The following is a 16,383-nucleotide window of genomic DNA, read 5'->3' as shown; positions in this document are numbered from 1 at the left end:
TAAAAAATAATCTATTCTTCTGTAAATCACGCAGCCGGGAAGGCTGTATACCGGATACTAAAAAGGTCAGAAATAAGGGGGAAAGAGTAACTGTGGAAGCTCTGGCGCTTGAGCGCAAGCAGGAACAGAATCGGGAACTTCGCGTACGTCTCGAACAGCTTAAGAAGGAACGCAACGCCATTATTTTAGCTCATTATTATCAGCGCGACGAAATTCAGGAAGTTGCCGATTTTCGGGGCGACTCCTTTTTGCTTGCTCAAAAAGCCGCGGAAACCGATGCCGATGTCATCGTATTTTGCGGCGTGCACTTTATGGGGGAAAGCGCGAAAATTCTCGCACCGAATAAAACAGTGCTGATTCCGGACGAACGCGCGGGCTGTCCAATGGCCGATATGGTCAACGTTGAAGGATTGCGCAAGCTGAAAGCACAGCATCCTAACGCCAAAGTCGTCACCTATATTAATTCCTCGGCCGAAATCAAAGCGGAGACGGATATCTGCTGTACTTCCGCCAATGCGGTGCGGGTGATCGAATCGCTGGATGCCGAAGAAATCATCTGGGTGCCGGATAAAAATCTGGGGCAATATGTACAGGATAAAACCGGGAAAAAGCTGATTATCTGGGAAGGTTACTGCAACACCCACGACATGCTGACCGTTAAGGATGTTGTGGAGATGAAGGCGAAGTATCCGGAAGCGGAGTTTGTAGTCCACCCGGAATGCCGCCCCGAAGTGGTGGCGATGGGCGACTTTGTTGGAAGCACCACGGCCATTATCGATTATTGCCGGAAATCGGACCGCCGGCAGTTTATCGTCGGTACCGAAGACGGAACCGGGTTCCAGCTCCGCAAGGACAGCCCGGACAAGGAATTTATTTTTGCTACGAAATACCTGGTTTGTCCGAATATGAAAGTTAACAACCTCAAAAAGCTGGTCAAATGCCTGGAGACAATGAAGCCGCAGATCTACGTACCGCCTGCCGTCGCCGACAAAGCCAGAAAATCCTTAGAGCGCATGCTACAAGTCCGGTAGCATGCGCTACTCTTTCGTTGAAACAGGTGAAAGCGGGAATGATTCCACGTTATTTAGTAGATTTTGAGCTGGGCAAGCTGTCTCAGATACATACGGATTGTCTGGTGATCGGCTCAGGCATCGCCGGCTTATATACAGCGATTAAAGCCAGCGAAGACCGTAAGGTTATTATGATTACGAAGAAGTCGCTAATGGAAAGCAATACAAGATATGCCCAAGGCGGGATCGCTGCGGTTATCGCTGAGGATGACTCTCCGGCCTATCACCGGCAGGATACGCTCATGGCCGGTGCCGGGCTATGCTCCTCCGGCGCGGTGGATGCGTTAGTCAATGAAGGGCCGGCCGGCGTACAGGAATTGATCCAGCTTGGGACGATTTTTGATAAGGAAGACGGGGTATTGGCCTTGACCCAGGAGGGCGCGCACAGCCACCGCCGTATTCTGCATGCCAACGGGGACGCCACCGGTTATGAAATTGTCCGCGCTTTGGCCGAGCAGGTTGCGCGGCATGCCAATATTGAGGTATGGGACGATCATTATGTGATTGACCTCATTACATCGGACGGGACCTGCCTTGGCGCGCTCGTGCAGCGGCCGAACGGAGAGCGCGTGTTTCTGCAGGCAGAGGCGACCATCCTGTGCTCCGGCGGAGCGGGTCAGCTTTATCGCTATACGACCAACCCGGAGGTGGCGACCGGCGACGGTGTGGCGATTGCCTACCGGGCCGGAGCGCATATCCGGGATATGGAGTTTATCCAGTTCCATCCGACGGCGCTCAGTTATCCCGGCGCACCGCGTTTCCTGATCTCCGAGGCGGTGCGCGGCGAAGGCGCCGTGCTGCGGAACATCAACGGCGAGCGGTTCATGGAGCATTATCATGAACTGCTTGAGCTGGCGCCGCGCGATATCGTGGCCCGGGCCATCATCAGTGAGATGGAGAAGACGAAATCGACCTTTGTATACCTGGATATTACCCATGAACCGGCCGAAATGGTCAAGCACCGTTTTCCGACCATTTATGAGACCTGCATGGGTTACGGACTCGATATTACGACAGACTGGATTCCCGTGGCTCCTGCTGCGCATTATATGATGGGAGGCATCAAGACCGACCTGAACGGGGAGAGCAGCATTACCCGATTGTTCGCCTGCGGCGAAGTCTCTTCGACCGGCGTTCACGGGGCCAACCGACTGGCAAGCAACTCGCTTTCGGAAGCCATCGTTTTTGGCCGGCGGATCGTGGAGCGCATCCGTGAACTTCCGCCGCATGATGTAAGCGGACTGGTGGCCGGCAGCCAGGAAGGGCGCAATGAGCCGCCGATTCAAGCGATTGTCGAGCGGCGCCTCAAGCTGCAGAAGGTGATGGTACGGTATGTCGGCCTGCGCCGCAATGAAGAGACGCTGAACAAGGGGCTGGAGGAGCTTAGACGGCAATTGCCGCTCTTTGCTTCGGCACTCACCAAACGGGAGGAATATGAGTTCGCCAACATGTTGACCTGCAGCCTGCTGATCGCGGAATCGGCATTGGCCCGGGAGGAAAGCCGTGGGGCTCATTACCGGGAGGATTATCCGCAGCGCAACGATACGCAGTGGCAAAAGCATCTGCTCCAAATTCGCGAGCTGGGCATAGTGGAGGAGTTAAGCGATGATGTTTAACGGATATAATGAGGAATTGGTACAGTGTATTAAAGGCTGGCTGCAGGAGGATGTCGGTGCGGGCGATATAACGACCCGGACGACGATTCCGGCGGGCCATGAGTCCAAGGGCATTATCCATGCCAAAGAAAGCGGCGTGATCTGCGGCCTGCCGATTGCGGAGCTGGTGTTCGAGATTGTTGATCCGTCGCTGACGTTTACACCGTTGGTGCAGGAAGGACAGGCGATCGCTAAAGGGACGGTTATTGCCGAGGTCGAAGGCAGTACCCATGCCATTTTGACGGGTGAACGGCTGGCGCTTAACCTGATGCAGCGGTTATCGGGCGTCGCTTCGCGCACGGCAGCTTTTGTGCAGAAGCTGGAAGGCCTGCCTGCGCGTCTGGTTGATACTCGTAAAACTACGCCTGGACATCGCATGCTGGAGAAGTATGCCGTCCGCATCGGCGGAGGCTCCAATCACCGCTTTGGCTTGTACGATGCCGTGATGATCAAGGACAACCACATTAAAGGCGCGGGCGGCATCCGTCAGGCGGTCAGCCGGGCGCGGGCCAATATTCCGCATACGATGACGATCGAAGTGGAGACGGAAAGTCTGGAGCAAGTGGAGGAAGCATTGCAAGCGGGAGCCGATATCATCATGCTGGACAACATGCCGCCGGAGCTGATGACCGAAGCGGTTAAACGCATCAAAGCCAAGTCCCCGCATGTCAAAACGGAAGCTTCCGGCAACGTATCGCTTGAAACGGTACGGCGGATCGCGGAATCTGGCGTCGACGTTATTTCCGTCGGCAGGCTGACCTATTCCTTCGATAGCCTGGATATCAGTCTGGACCTCAACGCCAAAAAGGAGGGGGCTCCGGAATGATTCTTGCCGTGGATATCGGAAATACAAATATTGTCCTAGGTGTGTACCGGCAGCGGACGCTTTTGCACCATTTCCGGATCAGCACTGCGCGTTCGTCGACCGTAGACGAGTACGGAGTCCTGATTCACAATTTATTTTCCATGTCGGGTCTGTCACTTAAAGAGGTAGAGGGCGTCATTATTTCGTCCGTCGTTCCTCCACTGGTCCAAGTGATCGTGGAAATGTGTAATAAGTATATAGGCAAAGAACCTCTGCTCGTCGGCCCCGGCATCAAAACCGGGCTGAATTTGCGTTACGAAAATCCGCGCGAAGTCGGGGCGGATCGTATTGTCAACGCCGTAGCGGCGATTGAGCAGTACAAATGCCCGCTCGTTGTCGTTGATTTCGGCACGGCGACCACCTTCGACTGCATTGATGCCGGCGCGAATTATCTGGGCGGAGCCATTGTTCCTGGCCTCGGCATCTCGACGGAAGCCTTGTACCAGCGGGCATCCAAATTGCCGCGCATCGAGCTGGAGAAGCCCAAGAAAGTCATTGGCCGCAATACGGTGCACGCCATGCAGGCGGGTATTATTTTCGGCTATGCCGGTCAAGTGGAAGGCATCGTCCGCCGCATCAAGCTGGAAATGAACGCCACGGAGCTGAAGGTTATTTCCACCGGAGGTTTGGCGCCGCTGATTGCCGGAGAAACGGATTGCATCGATGAAGTGAATCCGCTGTTGACGCTGGAAGGACTGCGCATCGTTTACGAACGCAACAAATAAACATATAGAGGCCCATGTTGGGCAAAAGATAGGAGGAGTTTGTACCCGATGGATACACAACAGGATCGGCTAGTCCGCGGGACGGCGCTCGGCGGTAAAGTCCGGGCGTTTGCCGTACGGACATCGGCGCTTGTCAGCGAATTGCAGCGCAGACATGATACTTACCCGGTGGCGACGGCGGCGCTGGGCCGGACGGTAACCGCAGCGGCTTTAATGGGCGCGATGCTCAAGGGAGAGGAAAAACTGGCCATTATGGTCAAAGGCAACGGGCCAATCGGGAACATTAATGCAGAGGCTAATGCCAAGGGAGAAGTACGCGGTTATGTGCATGAGCCGCATGTTCATCTGCCAAGCAACAGTCAAGGCAAGCTTGATGTAGCCGGTGCGGTCGGTACCGAAGGTTTTATCGACATCATCAAGGATTTGGGCTTGAAGGAGCCTTACCGCGGCAGCATTCCGATTATCTCCGGTGAGCTTGGCGAGGATTTCACGTATTATTTCGCCGTATCGGAACAAACCCCTTCGGCCGTCGGGCTTGGTGTTCTGGTGGACACGGATAATTCCGTGCGCTGCGCCGGAGGGTTCATCGTTCAGCTCCTGCCGGGGCTAAGTGACTCGGAGATTACTGAAATCGAACGCGCCGTAGGTGCGCTGCCTTCCGTCACCGCCATGCTCGACCAAGGTATGGAGCCGGAGGAAATGCTCCGCTGGCTGCTGCCGGACGCTGTCATTCTCGATGAGATGGAGGTCCGCTTCCAGTGCCAATGCTCGCGGGAGCGCGTGGAGCAGACGCTGGTCAGCCTAGGGCAGACAGAACTGGAACGTTTAATTGAAGAAGATGAACAGGTAGAAGTGGTCTGCCATTTCTGTAATGAAGCTTACGTATTCAACAAAGACGAAATGAAGGAAGTTCTCGAGCAGGCCAAATCGTAAGGGACGATGGAATGATGACAAGACAGGAACGCGCGCTGCGCAATGCCGTAGTCATACTCACGGTTGCCACCCTGGTGCTCGGCGGATTGCTCTATTGGAGCTTTCGCACCATGGCCGCTTTGAAGGATGAGCCCGCGGATGGAGATTCCTCCGATATTGCGACTGCCGGCGGGCAGGCGATTACGGAACAGGAATGGATCGACGAACTCCGCAACAAGCATGGCGATGAAGTGCTGCTTGCCATGCTTAACCACATTGTCGTCAACAAAGAAGCCGATAAGCTCGGAATTGCCGTATCGGAAGATGAAATTGCCAAAGAACTGAAGCGCAGCATGGCCGGATATGATTCCGAGGAACAGTATTATGAAGAAATGCAGACCGAGCTGGGGCTAACCCGGCAGGAGCTGCAGGAGGAGACGGAATACCGGCTGAAGCTGCAGGCTATCGCCACGGCGGACATTCATGTCAGTGAGGCAGCCATCGACGATTATCTGGCGCAAAATCCGGAAAGGTTCAAGCCCAAGACCGAGCTCCAGCTTTCGCTGATTAAAGTGGCTACTTACGAGGAAGGGCAGCAGGTGCTGGACCGTTTGGAGACAGGGGAGGATTTTGCTGCCTTAGCCAAAGAAGTATCCATTGATGAGGAGAGCCGCAAGCATGGAGGAAGCATCGGTACAGTGGAAGAGGATGATCCGTTCTGGCCGGCGGATCTGCTGACGACGGCGGGTCAGCTGGATGAAGGCGACATGGCCGGTCCCCTGCAGCTGGACGATGCATATGCCCTCATCCGGCTGGACGGGCGGATCGTTCCGCCGCAGCCGGAGGAGGCCGAAATTCGCGAGCAGGTGCGGCAGGAGCTGGCGCTGGATCAGGCGGCTCCGCTCCAGCAGGTGGAGAGCGATCTGCGGGCAAAGTACGATACGGCAATTTTTATTGACAACCGCTTGCAAGATTGATAAGATGAGATCAAATGTAAAACCTACCGATTTAGTCGGGAATATATAGCTGAATTCATTTATCATTCCAAGGAGGGTTCACGCATGGCTAAAGTCGTTAACAGTATTACAGATCTGATCGGAGGCACGCCGCTGGTTCGTTTGAACCGCATTGTACCGGAAGGCTCGGCTGAAATCTATCTGAAACTGGAATACCAAAACCCGGGCTCCAGCGTTAAAGACCGCATCGCGCTCAGCATCGTTGAGGAAGCGGAAAAAGAAGGCAAGCTGAAACCGGGCGGAACGATCGTCGAAGCGACCAGCGGCAACACCGGTATTGGCCTGGCGCTTGTTGCCGCAGCCAAAGGCTACAAAGCCGTTATCGTAATGCCGGAAACCATGAGCCTTGAGCGCCGCAACCTTCTTCGTGCTTACGGAGCTGAGCTGGTGCTGACTCCGGGATCGGAAGGCATGAACGGAGCGGTGAAGAAAGCCGAAGAAATCCTGAAAGAGAACCCGGACTTCTTCTTGGCGGATCAGTTCAAGAATAAAGCCAACCTCAAAATCCACCTGGAAACGACCGGTCCGGAAATCGTGGAAGCGATCGAGTCCATCGGCGGACAACTGGACGCGTTTGTTGCCGGCATCGGCACAGGCGGAACAATCTCCGGGGCGGGCGAAGTGCTGAAGAAACAATATCCGGACATCAAGGTGTATGCGGTTGAACCGGCGGCATCGCCGATTCTGGCCGGCGGCAAACCGGGTCCGCATAAAATCCAAGGCATTGGAGCCAACTTCATTCCTGAGATTCTAAACCAGGATATTTACGATGAAATCATCCATGTCGAGAATGACGAAGCCTTTGAAACGGCGCGCCGTGTTGCCAAAGAAGAAGGCGTATTGTCCGGCATCTCTTCCGGTGCGGCTGTATTCGCTGCGCTGAAAGTAGCCAAAGAACTGGGCGCCGGCAAACGTGTCGTTGCCGTTATTCCAAGTAACGGCGAACGTTACTTGAGCACGCCGCTGTACAATTTTGAAGCTTAAGCCTGACTGAAGCTGCTGAAACCAGCATCGATAAAGAGCTTTCGGCTGTCCCGATTTAGGGATAGCGGAAGCTCTTTTATTTTGGGGCTTTGCAAACCGGTCCCCGGTACAGTATACTGACAGGCAATATAGCTTAGGAGGAACCAAATTGCAGGTCTTGACGTCTTGGCCGGAGTGGGAGCGCTGGGCTGCCGAGAAGAAATACACTTTGCTTCCTTACGTGTTAAAGTCCGATCTGGATCTGGGACTGCCAGTTTCATGGGAAAACGCTTGGCAGGCCGCAGCGCCGTATTCGCTCCTGCTGGAGAACGGCAAAGGCGGAAGGTATACATACCTGGGATTACGTCCCGTTTCCGTTCTCAAGGGAAAAGGCGCCGTGGCCGAAATGCTGGATTTGAGCCGGCCTGGATCCGAGGCGGTCCAGCTGTCCGGCGCACCGCTTGATCTGTTACGGCAGTGGATCAGGCCCTATCGGTCCCCTGCCCTCGCTGCTTCGGCGGCGCTTCCGCCGTTTACAGGCGGCGTTGCCGGATTTCTGGGTTATGACGTTGCCCGTTCGCTGGAGAGGCTTCCATCCAAGGCCCTGGATCAGCCCGGCTTCCCCGATTACGTCTGGCTGCGATTCGAGCAGCTATGGATTTACGATCATGCAGAACAGGCGTTATACTGCGCGGTGTATACACCGGTCGTAGCTGCAGGGTGCGAGGGTTTGGAGGATCTTTACCAGCAGGCTGCCGCTGAGGCTGAAGCGATGCTTGCCGAGTGGCGGCGGCTGGCCGCTTCCGCGCTAACCACTACCGCCGCCGAAGCGGACGGGATCGTCGCCGCGGTGGAGGCCGCCGGCAGCGGCACGGACGGTATGTGGCCAGGCATGTCCACCGCCTTCGCGGTGGAGAACTTTCAGGCAGCCGTCCGCGCGGTGCAGGAATACATCCGCCAAGGCGATGTATTCCAGGTGAACCTCTCGCTGCGCCAGGAGGCGCCGCTCGCGTCAACGCCGGAGCAAGTTTACGAATGGCTTCGTAAACTGAACCCGTCCCCGTACATGGGCCTGCTCCGCTCGCCCGGCTTCGCGCTCTCGAGCGCGTCGCCGGAGCTGCTCGTGAAGCTGCACGGGGACAAGGTCAGCGCCCGCCCCATTGCCGGAACCCGGCGCCGGGGCCACACTCCCGCGGAGGATGCCGCCATGGAGGCGGAGCTGCGCGGGAGCGAGAAAGAAATCGCCGAGCATATCATGCTCGTCGACCTGGAGCGCAACGACGTCGGCCGCGTCGCTGCGTACGGCACCGTGCGGGTGCCCGAGCTGATGACGGTGGAGCGTTACTCCCACGTCATGCATCTCGTCTCGCAGGTGGAGGGCATCATCGCCCCCGGCAAGGACGCTTACGATGTGATCGCCGCTATGTTTCCCGGCGGCACGATCACCGGTGCGCCCAAGGTGCGGACGATGGAGATCATCGAAGAACTGGAGCCGGTACGGCGGGGGCCGTACACCGGTTCCATGGGCTGGATTGACTACAGCGGGGATATGGAATTAAATATTGTTATACGGACGCTGGCCGTACAGGACGGAATCGGATACATTCAGACCGGCGCGGGGATCGTGATCGATTCGGATCCATACCGCGAATACCGGGAATGCCACAATAAAGCCAAAGCGGTGGTCAAGGCGGTTCTCTGCAGCGAGAAGCTGCAGGAGCTCCGGAACGCCGGCGGCGCCGAAGGGGGAGCAACGCGATGATTTTGGTGATCGACAATTACGATTCGTTTACGTACAACCTGGTGCAATATTTGGGCGAGCTCGGACAAGAAGTGAAGGTGAGCCGCAACGATGAAATCTCTCTGGAGGAGATCGAAAAGCTGGCCCCGGACCATATTCTGATTTCTCCCGGTCCCTGCACGCCGAATGAAGCGGGAATCAGCCTTGAGCTGATCGAGCATTTCAAAGGACGCATCCCCATTTTCGGCGTCTGCCTCGGCCATCAGGCCATCGGACAAGCTTTTGGCGGCAACGTGATCCGCGCCGAACGTCTGATGCACGGCAAAACCTCCCCGATCCATCACCACGGCACCTCGGTGTTCGCCGGAATGGAATCGCCGTTTACCGCAACGCGTTATCATTCGCTGATCGTGGAGCGCGAGAGCCTGCCGGACTGCCTGGAGATTACGGCGGAAACCGCAGAGGGCGAAATTATGGGCTTGCGCCATAAGGAATATCCGGTGGAGGGCGTGCAGTTCCATCCGGAGTCGATTATTACCGATCATGGGCACCAGATGCTGCGCAATTTCCTCAGCCGCACCGCCCAAGCGAAAGCATGAGCTATATCGGATTGAACTACAAGGCGGTCCATGCCGCTGAAGCCGTGGTCCCCGCGCGGGATCACGGTTTTTTGTACGGAATGGGTCTATTCGAGACGTTTCGCACGTACGGCGGCGTGCCTTTTTTGCTGGAACGGCATTTGCGGCGGATGGCGGACGGCTGCCGTATGCTGGGCATTCCGTTTACCCCGGATCCGGAGCGGCTCCAGGCCTGGATATCGCAGTTGATGGAAGTAAATGAACTCACTGAAGCGTATATCCGTTACACCGTAACGGCAGGCGAAGATGTGCTTGGCCTGCCGGGCGATCGCTACGCACATCCGAACCATTTGCTCTATATCAAGGCGCTCCCGCCCTTTTCACCGGCGCTGTATACAGAGGGTAAACCGCTACAGCTGCTGCAGACCCGGCGCAACACGCCCGAAGGCCCGGTACGGCTGAAGTCTTTGCATTACATGAACAATATTTTGGCCAAAAGAGAGCTTGCCGGCTATCCCGCCGCCGCCCGCGGCGCGGAAGGTTTAATGCTGACCGCTGACGGTTATCTTGCCGAGGGAATCGTGAGCAACGTCTTTTTCATCAAAGCCGGCACGCTCTATACACCGGATATCCGGACAGGTATCCTGTCGGGCATTACCCGGGAAATGGTGCTGGAGCTTGCCGGGGCATCCGGTCTAATGACGGAGCAAGGCTTTTATTCCTGGGAGGAGCTGAAGACAGCCGACGAAATCTTCGTAACCTCCTCCATTCAGGAGATTGTACCGGTAACGGCATTGTGCGATGAAGAGAGCGAGTATATCATCAGCGAAGGCCGCTGTGGGCAACACACCTCTAATTTGATCGCTTTATATAGAGGAAGGACGGGGATACCGCAATGAGACCGACACTTTATACACGGAGTTACCGCTGCGGCGGCAGCGAGCTTCTGCTTGGGGACCGAACGCTGATCATGGGAATTTTAAATGTAACCCCGGACTCCTTCTCCGACGGAGGTTTGTGGGCCGAGCCGGAGCGGGCGGTGGCGCATGCGCTGCGGATGGCGGAAGAGGGGGCGGATATTATCGACATCGGCGGAGAATCGACCCGTCCCGGACATGACCCGGTAAGCCTTCAGGAAGAATTAGCCCGCGTGATCCCGGTAATCGAAAGCATTCACCGCGCGGCGCCTCAGCTGATTCTGTCGATCGATACGTATAAAGCGGAAGTGGCCCGTCAGGCACTGGAGGCGGGAGCGCACATCATCAACGATGTGTGGGGCGCAAAAGCCGATCCGGAAATGGCCAAGGTAGCGGCAGCGTTCGATTGCCCAATAATCCTGATGCACAACCGGAGGAATCGCGATTACGGTAGCTTTTTGGAGGATATGGAGTCCGATCTTCGGGAGAGCATTGCCATCGCCAAAGCGGCAGGTGTGCTGGACAGCCGGATTATTCTGGACCCGGGAATCGGTTTTGCCAAAGACTATAATGAGAATATGCAGGCGATGATGGGACTGGATCGGCTGGTCGAGATGGGTTACCCCATGCTGCTGGCCACGTCGCGTAAAAAATTCATCCGTACCGCGCTCGATCTTCCGGCCGATGATGTAGTCGAGGGCACGGCGGCGACGGTTGCTTTCGGCATTGCTCAGGGCTGCCAAATCGTGCGCGTGCATGATGTGGCGAAGATCAAACGGACGGTAACGATGTGTGATGCGATGCTGTATGCGGACCGGACATAAACGATAAACCAAAGGGATGGTTAAAACGATGGATAAGATGAAACTGCACCGTATGGAGTATTACGGATATCACGGCGTATTTGAAGAAGAGCGTAAGCTGGGGCAGCGCTTTTATGTCGATCTTGAACTGGAGCTTGATTTGCAGGAAGCAGGTCAAAACGATGATCTGGAGCGGACCGTCAATTATGCCGAAGTGCACTACCTGGTCAAAAAGATTGTCGAAACCGAATCCTTCAAGCTGATTGAAGCGCTCGGAGAATGTATTGCATCCCGGGTACTGGACACTTATACTATTATCAATGCCGTGACGGTCAAGGTGACCAAGCCGCATCCGCCGTTTGACATTCATTTTCAAGGCGTGACTGTCGAGCTGCGCAGAACAAGAAAGTGAGACCGATCCATGAACACACATTCCACCTCTGAGCCATCAGAGGCTTATATTGCTTTGGGGGCCAATCTCGGAAACCGTGAAGGCTCTTTGCGTGAGGCGCTTCATCTGCTGGACGGCCATGAGGCGATTGCGGTTCTCCGTACATCGCGCGTGTATGAGACCGAGCCGGTCGGTTATCTCGATCAGCCGCAGTTTCTGAATATGGCCGCGGCGCTCCGGACCAGTCTGGAACCGGAACAACTGCTGCATGCGATGCTGGAGATTGAAGCAAGGCTCGGCCGGGTACGCGATATCCGCTATGGACCGCGGACCGTTGACCTTGACCTCCTGTGGGTGGAGGGGCAGGAATTGGACACGCCGGATCTGACACTGCCGCATCCGCGGATGCTGGAACGCGCATTTGTGCTTTTTCCGCTTAGCGACATTCTTCCCGGGGAAGGCAATGACCGGCTTTCCAGCTTGGTAACATCGGCGCTTAAGGACATCGAAGGAAAGGACGGAATCCGCCTTTGGACAGCAAACGTTTGGGACAACGGCTCAGAGCCTTCCGGAAATTGAAAGGCTATACGCAGCAGGAATTAGCGGATTCTGTCGGAATTTCCCTTGCTGTATTAGGTGCGGTGGAGCGGGGAAACCGCCGTTTGGAAGATCAAATTTTAAATAAAATTGCAATTTTTCTTGATGTGTCTGTTGAGGAATTGATTGAACCGCTCCGATAGAATAGAACGATACCTGTTTATTAATGAGTACAAAGGAAGTGAGCTTGCATGCTTAAGATCGGTGATATTGAATTGAAAAACCAAGTCGTTCTAGCTCCGATGGCCGGCGTCTGCAACCCGGCATTCCGCCTGATTGCCAAGGAATTCGGCACCGGGCTCGTCTGCGCGGAGATGGTCAGCGACAAGGCGATCATGCACGGCAACAAGCGCACCCGGGAAATGCTGTTCGTGGATGACCGCGAGAAGCCGCTTAGCCTGCAGATTTTCGGCGGAGACCGCAAGTCGTTGGTAGAGGCGGCAAAGGTGGTCGATAAGGAGACCAATGCCGATATTATTGACATTAACATGGGCTGTCCGGTTCCAAAGGTAACCAAATGCGATGCTGGCGCCCGCTGGCTCTTGGAGCCGAACAAAATCTACGAGATGGTTTCGGCCGTGGTGGATGCCGTGGATAAGCCCGTGACGGTGAAGATGCGGATTGGCTGGGACAGCGAGCATATTTTTGTGGAGGAGAATGCCCGTGCCGTTGAGCGTGCCGGGGGAAAAGCGGTGAGCGTTCACGGTCGTACCCGCGAGCAGCTGTACACCGGGCATGCCGACTGGAGTTATATCAAGATGGCCAAAGAGGCCGTTTCGATTCCGGTCATCGGCAACGGCGATGTGATTACGCCGGAGGACGCGCGCGCGATGCTGGACCAAACCGGATGTGACGGCGTGATGATCGGGAGGGGTGCGCTCGGCAACCCGTGGATGCTGTACCGGACCATTCATTATTTGAACACCGGAGAGCTCATGCCCGAGCCCGGACCGGAAGAGAAAATCAAGGTAGCAATCCTTCATATGGACCGGCTGATAGCCCTCAAGGGCGAATCCGTGGCCGTCCGGGAAATGCGCAAGCATCTGGCCTGGTATCTGAAAGGATTGAAATCCGCTGCCCGCATCAAGGACGTTATTATGGAAGAAACCAAGCGTGACGAAATGGTACGGATTCTGAATGATTTTGTCGAACAACTGAAGCATGACGAAAGCCAACTTTCAGCGGATCCGGCAATGACGGCGGTTCATTAACGATGATTCTGCATTATTGATAAACATGGATCTTTATATGGGGCATCATTGACATTTTGTAGCGGTTCCAATATAATTTCACAGTATAAAATCGCCGTTACCGCAAGAGCAGTGCAGCAAGGAGGGTTCTGATCCCTTCAGATTCGCATATAGTATGGTGTTTTCAATAATTGTAAACGACAGGAGAATCGGTTGAGATGAGCGATAAAGAAGTCATCCTTACACCGGACGGACTGAAACGTCTGGAAGAAGAACTGGAGACCCTTAAATCCGTGAAACGCCGTGAAGTGGCGGAGCGCATCAAGGTAGCGATCGGTTACGGTGATATCAGCGAGAACTCGGAGTATGAGGACGCGAAGAACGAGCAGGCTTTTATCGAAGGACGTATTATTACGCTGGAGAAAATGCTTCGCAACGCACGTATCATTAATAGCGATGAAATCGCCACGGACGTCGTAAGCATCGGCGTTACCGTTAAAGTCGAAGATCTGGAGTTTGGCGACATCATGGAATATACCATTGTCGGTACGGCGGAATCGGATCCGCTGAACAACAAGATTTCCAATGAAAGCCCGGTAGGCAGAGCCATAATCGGTAAGAAAAAGGGTACCATTGTCGATGTCAGCGTACCAGCCGGCGTTATTCAATATAAAATTGTTGATATCACCATGAAATAAGCACAGGCATCGGGCCTGTGTTACGATAAGCCGCCTTTCGGGCGGAAGAAGGAAACGGTTACGAAAGCTTCCCTCAAGGAAGCTTTTTTCCAAATATCCCTGTTTCACGGAACGGACTGTTCTCATGCGGTGAGAATGGAGCCGTTTCTTCTTGTGTATAGACGCTAGCCAGTTAGAGAGGATGAAAATCATGACCGAAGAAATCAACAACGTAGAGAATACCGAGAGCGAACTCAGCGAGCTGCTGCAGATCCGCCGTGCCAAATTGGACGAGCTCCGTGCGCTGGGCATCGACCCGTTCGGCAAAAAATATGAACGCACCGCTGCCGCCGGCGATCTGCTGGCCAAATATGACGGGCTGACCAAAGAGGAACTGGACGAGCTTGCGCTGGAGGTAAGCGTGGCCGGACGGATCATGGGTAAACGCGTCATGGGGAAAGCCAGCTTTGCCCACATTCAGGACCTGACCGGAAAAATCCAGATTTACGTGCGCCAGGACAGCATTTCCGAAGCGCAATACAGTGCATTTTCCATCCTCGACCTGGGCGATATCGTCGGCATTCGCGGTACGGTGTTCAAGACGAAAACCGGCGAAACCTCGATTAAAGTCGACAATCTTGAAGTATTATCCAAATCGCTTCTGCCGCTGCCGGAGAAATATCACGGTCTCAAAGACGTCGAACTGCGCTATCGCCAGCGTTACGTCGACCTGATTATCAACCCGGAAGTTCAGCAGACGTTTATCACCCGTTCGCGGATTATTCAATCGATGCGCCGTTACCTGGATTCCATCGGCTTCCTTGAAGTCGAAACGCCGACACTGCATGCGATTGCCGGTGGCGCGGCGGCCCGTCCGTTCATCACGCATCACAACACGCTGGACATGCAGCTGTATATGCGGATCGCCATTGAGCTGCATTTGAAGCGCCTGATCGTCGGCGGATTGGAAAAGGTATATGAAATCGGCCGCGTTTACCGCAACGAAGGCGTATCGACGCGCCATAATCCGGAGTTCACCATGATCGAACTCTACGAAGCGTATGCCGACTACAAAGACATTATGCAATTGACGGAAAGCCTGATTGCCCATATCGCCCAAGAAGTGCTGGGTACCCAGGTCATTAATTATCAAGGCCAGGAAGTCGACCTGAAGCCGGGCTGGCGCCGTGTATCCATGGTGGATGCAGTTAAAGAAGTAACTGGCGTAGACTTCGGTGTGCACATGACCGACGAGGAAGCGCAGCGTTTGGCCAAAGAGCATCGCGTTCCTGTCGAGAAGCACATGACCTTTGGACATATCCTGAACGCGTTCTTTGAGCAATTTGTTGAAGAAACGTTGATTCAACCTACATTTATTACAGGACACCCAGTCGAGATCTCTCCGCTGGCGAAAAAGAACGACCTGGATCCGCGTTTCACCGACCGTTTCGAATTGTTTATCGTGGCCCGCGAGCATGCGAATGCATTCAGCGAGCTGAACGACCCGATCGATCAACGCGGGCGGTTTGAAGCACAGCTGCAGGAAAAAGCGCAAGGCAACGATGAAGCCCATGAAATGGATGATGACTTCATCCGCGCGCTGGAATACGGTATGCCGCCTACTGGCGGTCTCGGCATTGGCGTAGACCGTTTGATCATGCTCCTTACGAACGCGCCGTCCATCCGTGACGTGCTGCTGTTCCCGCATATGCGCAATCGTACGGAGTAATAAACGCTGAAATGCTGCTGCGAGCTTACAAGGCCGCGCCTACAGGCGCGGCCTTGTTTTATAGTAAAGAATCATAAATCAGTTTTTTTAAAAAAAGCTTGCATTCATCCTCTGTACATGGTATATTCTTATTCCGGCCAAGAAATATCAGATGAAACGCTCGAATGAAGTTAAAAAAAAGAGCTTGCATCGAACGGCTGGATGTGATATAGTATAAGAGTTGCTGCTGACGAGAAATTGCAGTGACGAAACAAAGTTTGATCTTTGAAAACTGAACAACGAGTGAGTATTAAAGAGAATGCAAATTCTCGTCAGATGTTTTAAATGAGCAAGTCAAACACCTTTATGGAGAGTTTGATCCTGGCTCAGGACGAACGCTGGCGGCGTGCCTAATACATGCAAGTCGAGCGGAGTTTATCCTTCGGGGTAAGCTTAGCGGCGGACGGGTGAGTAACACGTAGGCAACCTGCCCCATGAACTGGGATAACTACCGGAAACGGTAGCTAATACCGGATAATTCCTCTTTTCGCCTGAAGGGAGGATGAAAGACGGAG

17 protein-coding genes and 1 rRNA gene are annotated in these 16,383 nt (G+C 54.7%); all 18 read left to right on the top strand.

Annotated features, from left to right (window positions below; all coding sequences use genetic code 11):
- Positions 1-92: 92 nt before the first annotated feature.
- Positions 93-1,031 (top strand): quinolinate synthase NadA, encoded by a 939-nt coding sequence (nadA, locus tag BMW84_RS23630; protein ID WP_091072847.1) that lies wholly within the window; start codon positions 93-95, stop codon positions 1,029-1,031.
- Between the two features lie 38 nt (positions 1,032-1,069).
- Positions 1,070-2,686 carry an L-aspartate oxidase gene (locus BMW84_RS23625; RefSeq protein ID WP_091072846.1) on the top strand — a complete coding sequence of 539 codons (1,617 nt, stop codon included), beginning with the start codon at positions 1,070-1,072 and terminating at the stop codon, positions 2,684-2,686.
- A complete protein-coding gene (gene nadC, locus BMW84_RS23620; RefSeq protein ID WP_091072844.1) occupies positions 2,676-3,551 on the top strand; it encodes a carboxylating nicotinate-nucleotide diphosphorylase in 876 nt (291 codons plus the stop codon). The genes BMW84_RS23625 and nadC overlap by 11 nt, the downstream gene beginning before the upstream one ends.
- On the top strand, positions 3,548-4,315 hold the full coding sequence (locus tag BMW84_RS23615) for a type III pantothenate kinase (RefSeq protein WP_091072842.1): 768 nt from the start codon (positions 3,548-3,550) through the stop codon (positions 4,313-4,315). The genes nadC and BMW84_RS23615 overlap by 4 nt, the downstream gene beginning before the upstream one ends.
- 48 nt (positions 4,316-4,363) lie before the next feature.
- Entirely contained in the window at positions 4,364-5,248 is an 885-nt protein-coding gene (hslO, locus tag BMW84_RS23610; protein ID WP_091072840.1) for an Hsp33 family molecular chaperone HslO, read from the top strand.
- 11 nt (positions 5,249-5,259) lie between these two features.
- Positions 5,260-6,204, top strand: a complete 945-nt coding sequence (locus BMW84_RS23605) for a peptidylprolyl isomerase (protein ID WP_091072839.1) — start codon at positions 5,260-5,262, stop codon at positions 6,202-6,204.
- Positions 6,205-6,288: 84 nt separating this feature from the next.
- Positions 6,289-7,227: a cysteine synthase A gene (gene cysK / locus BMW84_RS23600; RefSeq protein WP_091072837.1), complete on the top strand. Its 939-nt coding sequence runs from the start codon at positions 6,289-6,291 to the stop codon at positions 7,225-7,227.
- Between the two features lie 148 nt (positions 7,228-7,375).
- Entirely contained in the window at positions 7,376-8,968 is a 1,593-nt protein-coding gene (locus tag BMW84_RS23595; protein WP_091072835.1) for an anthranilate synthase component I family protein, read from the top strand.
- Entirely contained in the window at positions 8,965-9,546 is a 582-nt protein-coding gene (gene pabA, locus BMW84_RS23590; protein ID WP_091072834.1) for an aminodeoxychorismate/anthranilate synthase component II, read from the top strand. The genes BMW84_RS23595 and pabA overlap by 4 nt, the downstream gene beginning before the upstream one ends.
- Positions 9,543-10,424, top strand: coding sequence for an aminotransferase class IV (locus BMW84_RS23585; protein ID WP_091072832.1), 882 nt, complete (start codon positions 9,543-9,545; stop codon positions 10,422-10,424). The genes pabA and BMW84_RS23585 overlap by 4 nt, the downstream gene beginning before the upstream one ends.
- Positions 10,421-11,266 carry a dihydropteroate synthase gene (gene folP / locus BMW84_RS23580; protein ID WP_091072830.1) on the top strand — a complete coding sequence of 282 codons (846 nt, stop codon included), beginning with the start codon at positions 10,421-10,423 and terminating at the stop codon, positions 11,264-11,266. Before BMW84_RS23585 ends, folP begins: the two co-directional genes overlap by 4 nt.
- Positions 11,267-11,294: 28 nt before the next feature.
- Entirely contained in the window at positions 11,295-11,657 is a 363-nt protein-coding gene (gene folB / locus BMW84_RS23575; protein WP_091072828.1) for a dihydroneopterin aldolase, read from the top strand.
- A gap of 9 nt (positions 11,658-11,666) precedes the next feature.
- On the top strand, positions 11,667-12,215 hold the full coding sequence (folK, locus tag BMW84_RS23570; RefSeq protein ID WP_091072826.1) for a 2-amino-4-hydroxy-6-hydroxymethyldihydropteridine diphosphokinase: 549 nt from the start codon (positions 11,667-11,669) through the stop codon (positions 12,213-12,215).
- Positions 12,167-12,376 (top strand): helix-turn-helix domain-containing protein, encoded by a 210-nt coding sequence (locus tag BMW84_RS23565; protein WP_091072825.1) that lies wholly within the window; start codon positions 12,167-12,169, stop codon positions 12,374-12,376. The genes folK and BMW84_RS23565 overlap by 49 nt, the downstream gene beginning before the upstream one ends.
- Positions 12,377-12,424: 48 nt before the next feature.
- Entirely contained in the window at positions 12,425-13,444 is a 1,020-nt protein-coding gene (dusB, locus tag BMW84_RS23560) for a tRNA dihydrouridine synthase DusB (RefSeq protein WP_091072823.1), read from the top strand.
- A gap of 197 nt (positions 13,445-13,641) precedes the next feature.
- On the top strand, positions 13,642-14,121 hold the full coding sequence (gene greA / locus BMW84_RS23555) for a transcription elongation factor GreA (protein ID WP_091072822.1): 480 nt from the start codon (positions 13,642-13,644) through the stop codon (positions 14,119-14,121).
- A gap of 190 nt (positions 14,122-14,311) precedes the next feature.
- On the top strand, positions 14,312-15,829 hold the full coding sequence (lysS, locus tag BMW84_RS23550; RefSeq protein WP_091072820.1) for a lysine--tRNA ligase: 1,518 nt from the start codon (positions 14,312-14,314) through the stop codon (positions 15,827-15,829).
- A 342-nt stretch (positions 15,830-16,171) separates the two neighbouring features.
- Positions 16,172-16,383: ribosomal RNA gene (locus BMW84_RS23545) — 16S ribosomal RNA — on the top strand; the annotation flags it as partial.

The sequence above is a fragment of the Paenibacillus sp. NFR01 genome (assembly GCF_900111565.1).
Lineage (GTDB): Bacteria > Bacillota > Bacilli > Paenibacillales > Paenibacillaceae > Paenibacillus_AQ.
The sequence above is the reverse complement of the archived record's forward strand: the minus strand, read 5'-3'. Positions and strand labels throughout refer to the sequence as shown.

What these genes read in the sequence shown, in the direction of transcription:
- BMW84_RS23615 (WP_091072842.1), top strand. Translation starts at nt 3,548, where the DNA reads ATGATTCTTGCCGTGGATATCGGAAATACAAATATTGTCCTAGGTGTG.
- folK (WP_091072826.1), top strand. Translation starts at nt 11,667, where the DNA reads ATGAACACACATTCCACCTCTGAGCCATCAGAGGCTTATATTGCTTTG.
- folP (WP_091072830.1), top strand. Translation starts at nt 10,421, where the DNA reads ATGAGACCGACACTTTATACACGGAGTTACCGCTGCGGCGGCAGCGAG.
- BMW84_RS23585 (WP_091072832.1), top strand. Translation starts at nt 9,543, where the DNA reads ATGAGCTATATCGGATTGAACTACAAGGCGGTCCATGCCGCTGAAGCC.
- nadC (WP_091072844.1), top strand. Translation starts at nt 2,676, where the DNA reads ATGATGTTTAACGGATATAATGAGGAATTGGTACAGTGTATTAAAGGC.
- lysS (WP_091072820.1), top strand. Translation starts at nt 14,312, where the DNA reads ATGACCGAAGAAATCAACAACGTAGAGAATACCGAGAGCGAACTCAGC.
- hslO (WP_091072840.1), top strand. Translation starts at nt 4,364, where the DNA reads ATGGATACACAACAGGATCGGCTAGTCCGCGGGACGGCGCTCGGCGGT.
- dusB (WP_091072823.1), top strand. Translation starts at nt 12,425, where the DNA reads ATGCTTAAGATCGGTGATATTGAATTGAAAAACCAAGTCGTTCTAGCT.
- cysK (WP_091072837.1), top strand. Translation starts at nt 6,289, where the DNA reads ATGGCTAAAGTCGTTAACAGTATTACAGATCTGATCGGAGGCACGCCG.
- BMW84_RS23625 (WP_091072846.1), top strand. Translation starts at nt 1,070, where the DNA reads ATGATTCCACGTTATTTAGTAGATTTTGAGCTGGGCAAGCTGTCTCAG.
- greA (WP_091072822.1), top strand. Translation starts at nt 13,642, where the DNA reads ATGAGCGATAAAGAAGTCATCCTTACACCGGACGGACTGAAACGTCTG.
- folB (WP_091072828.1), top strand. Translation starts at nt 11,295, where the DNA reads ATGGATAAGATGAAACTGCACCGTATGGAGTATTACGGATATCACGGC.
- BMW84_RS23605 (WP_091072839.1), top strand. Translation starts at nt 5,260, where the DNA reads ATGATGACAAGACAGGAACGCGCGCTGCGCAATGCCGTAGTCATACTC.
- pabA (WP_091072834.1), top strand. Translation starts at nt 8,965, where the DNA reads ATGATTTTGGTGATCGACAATTACGATTCGTTTACGTACAACCTGGTG.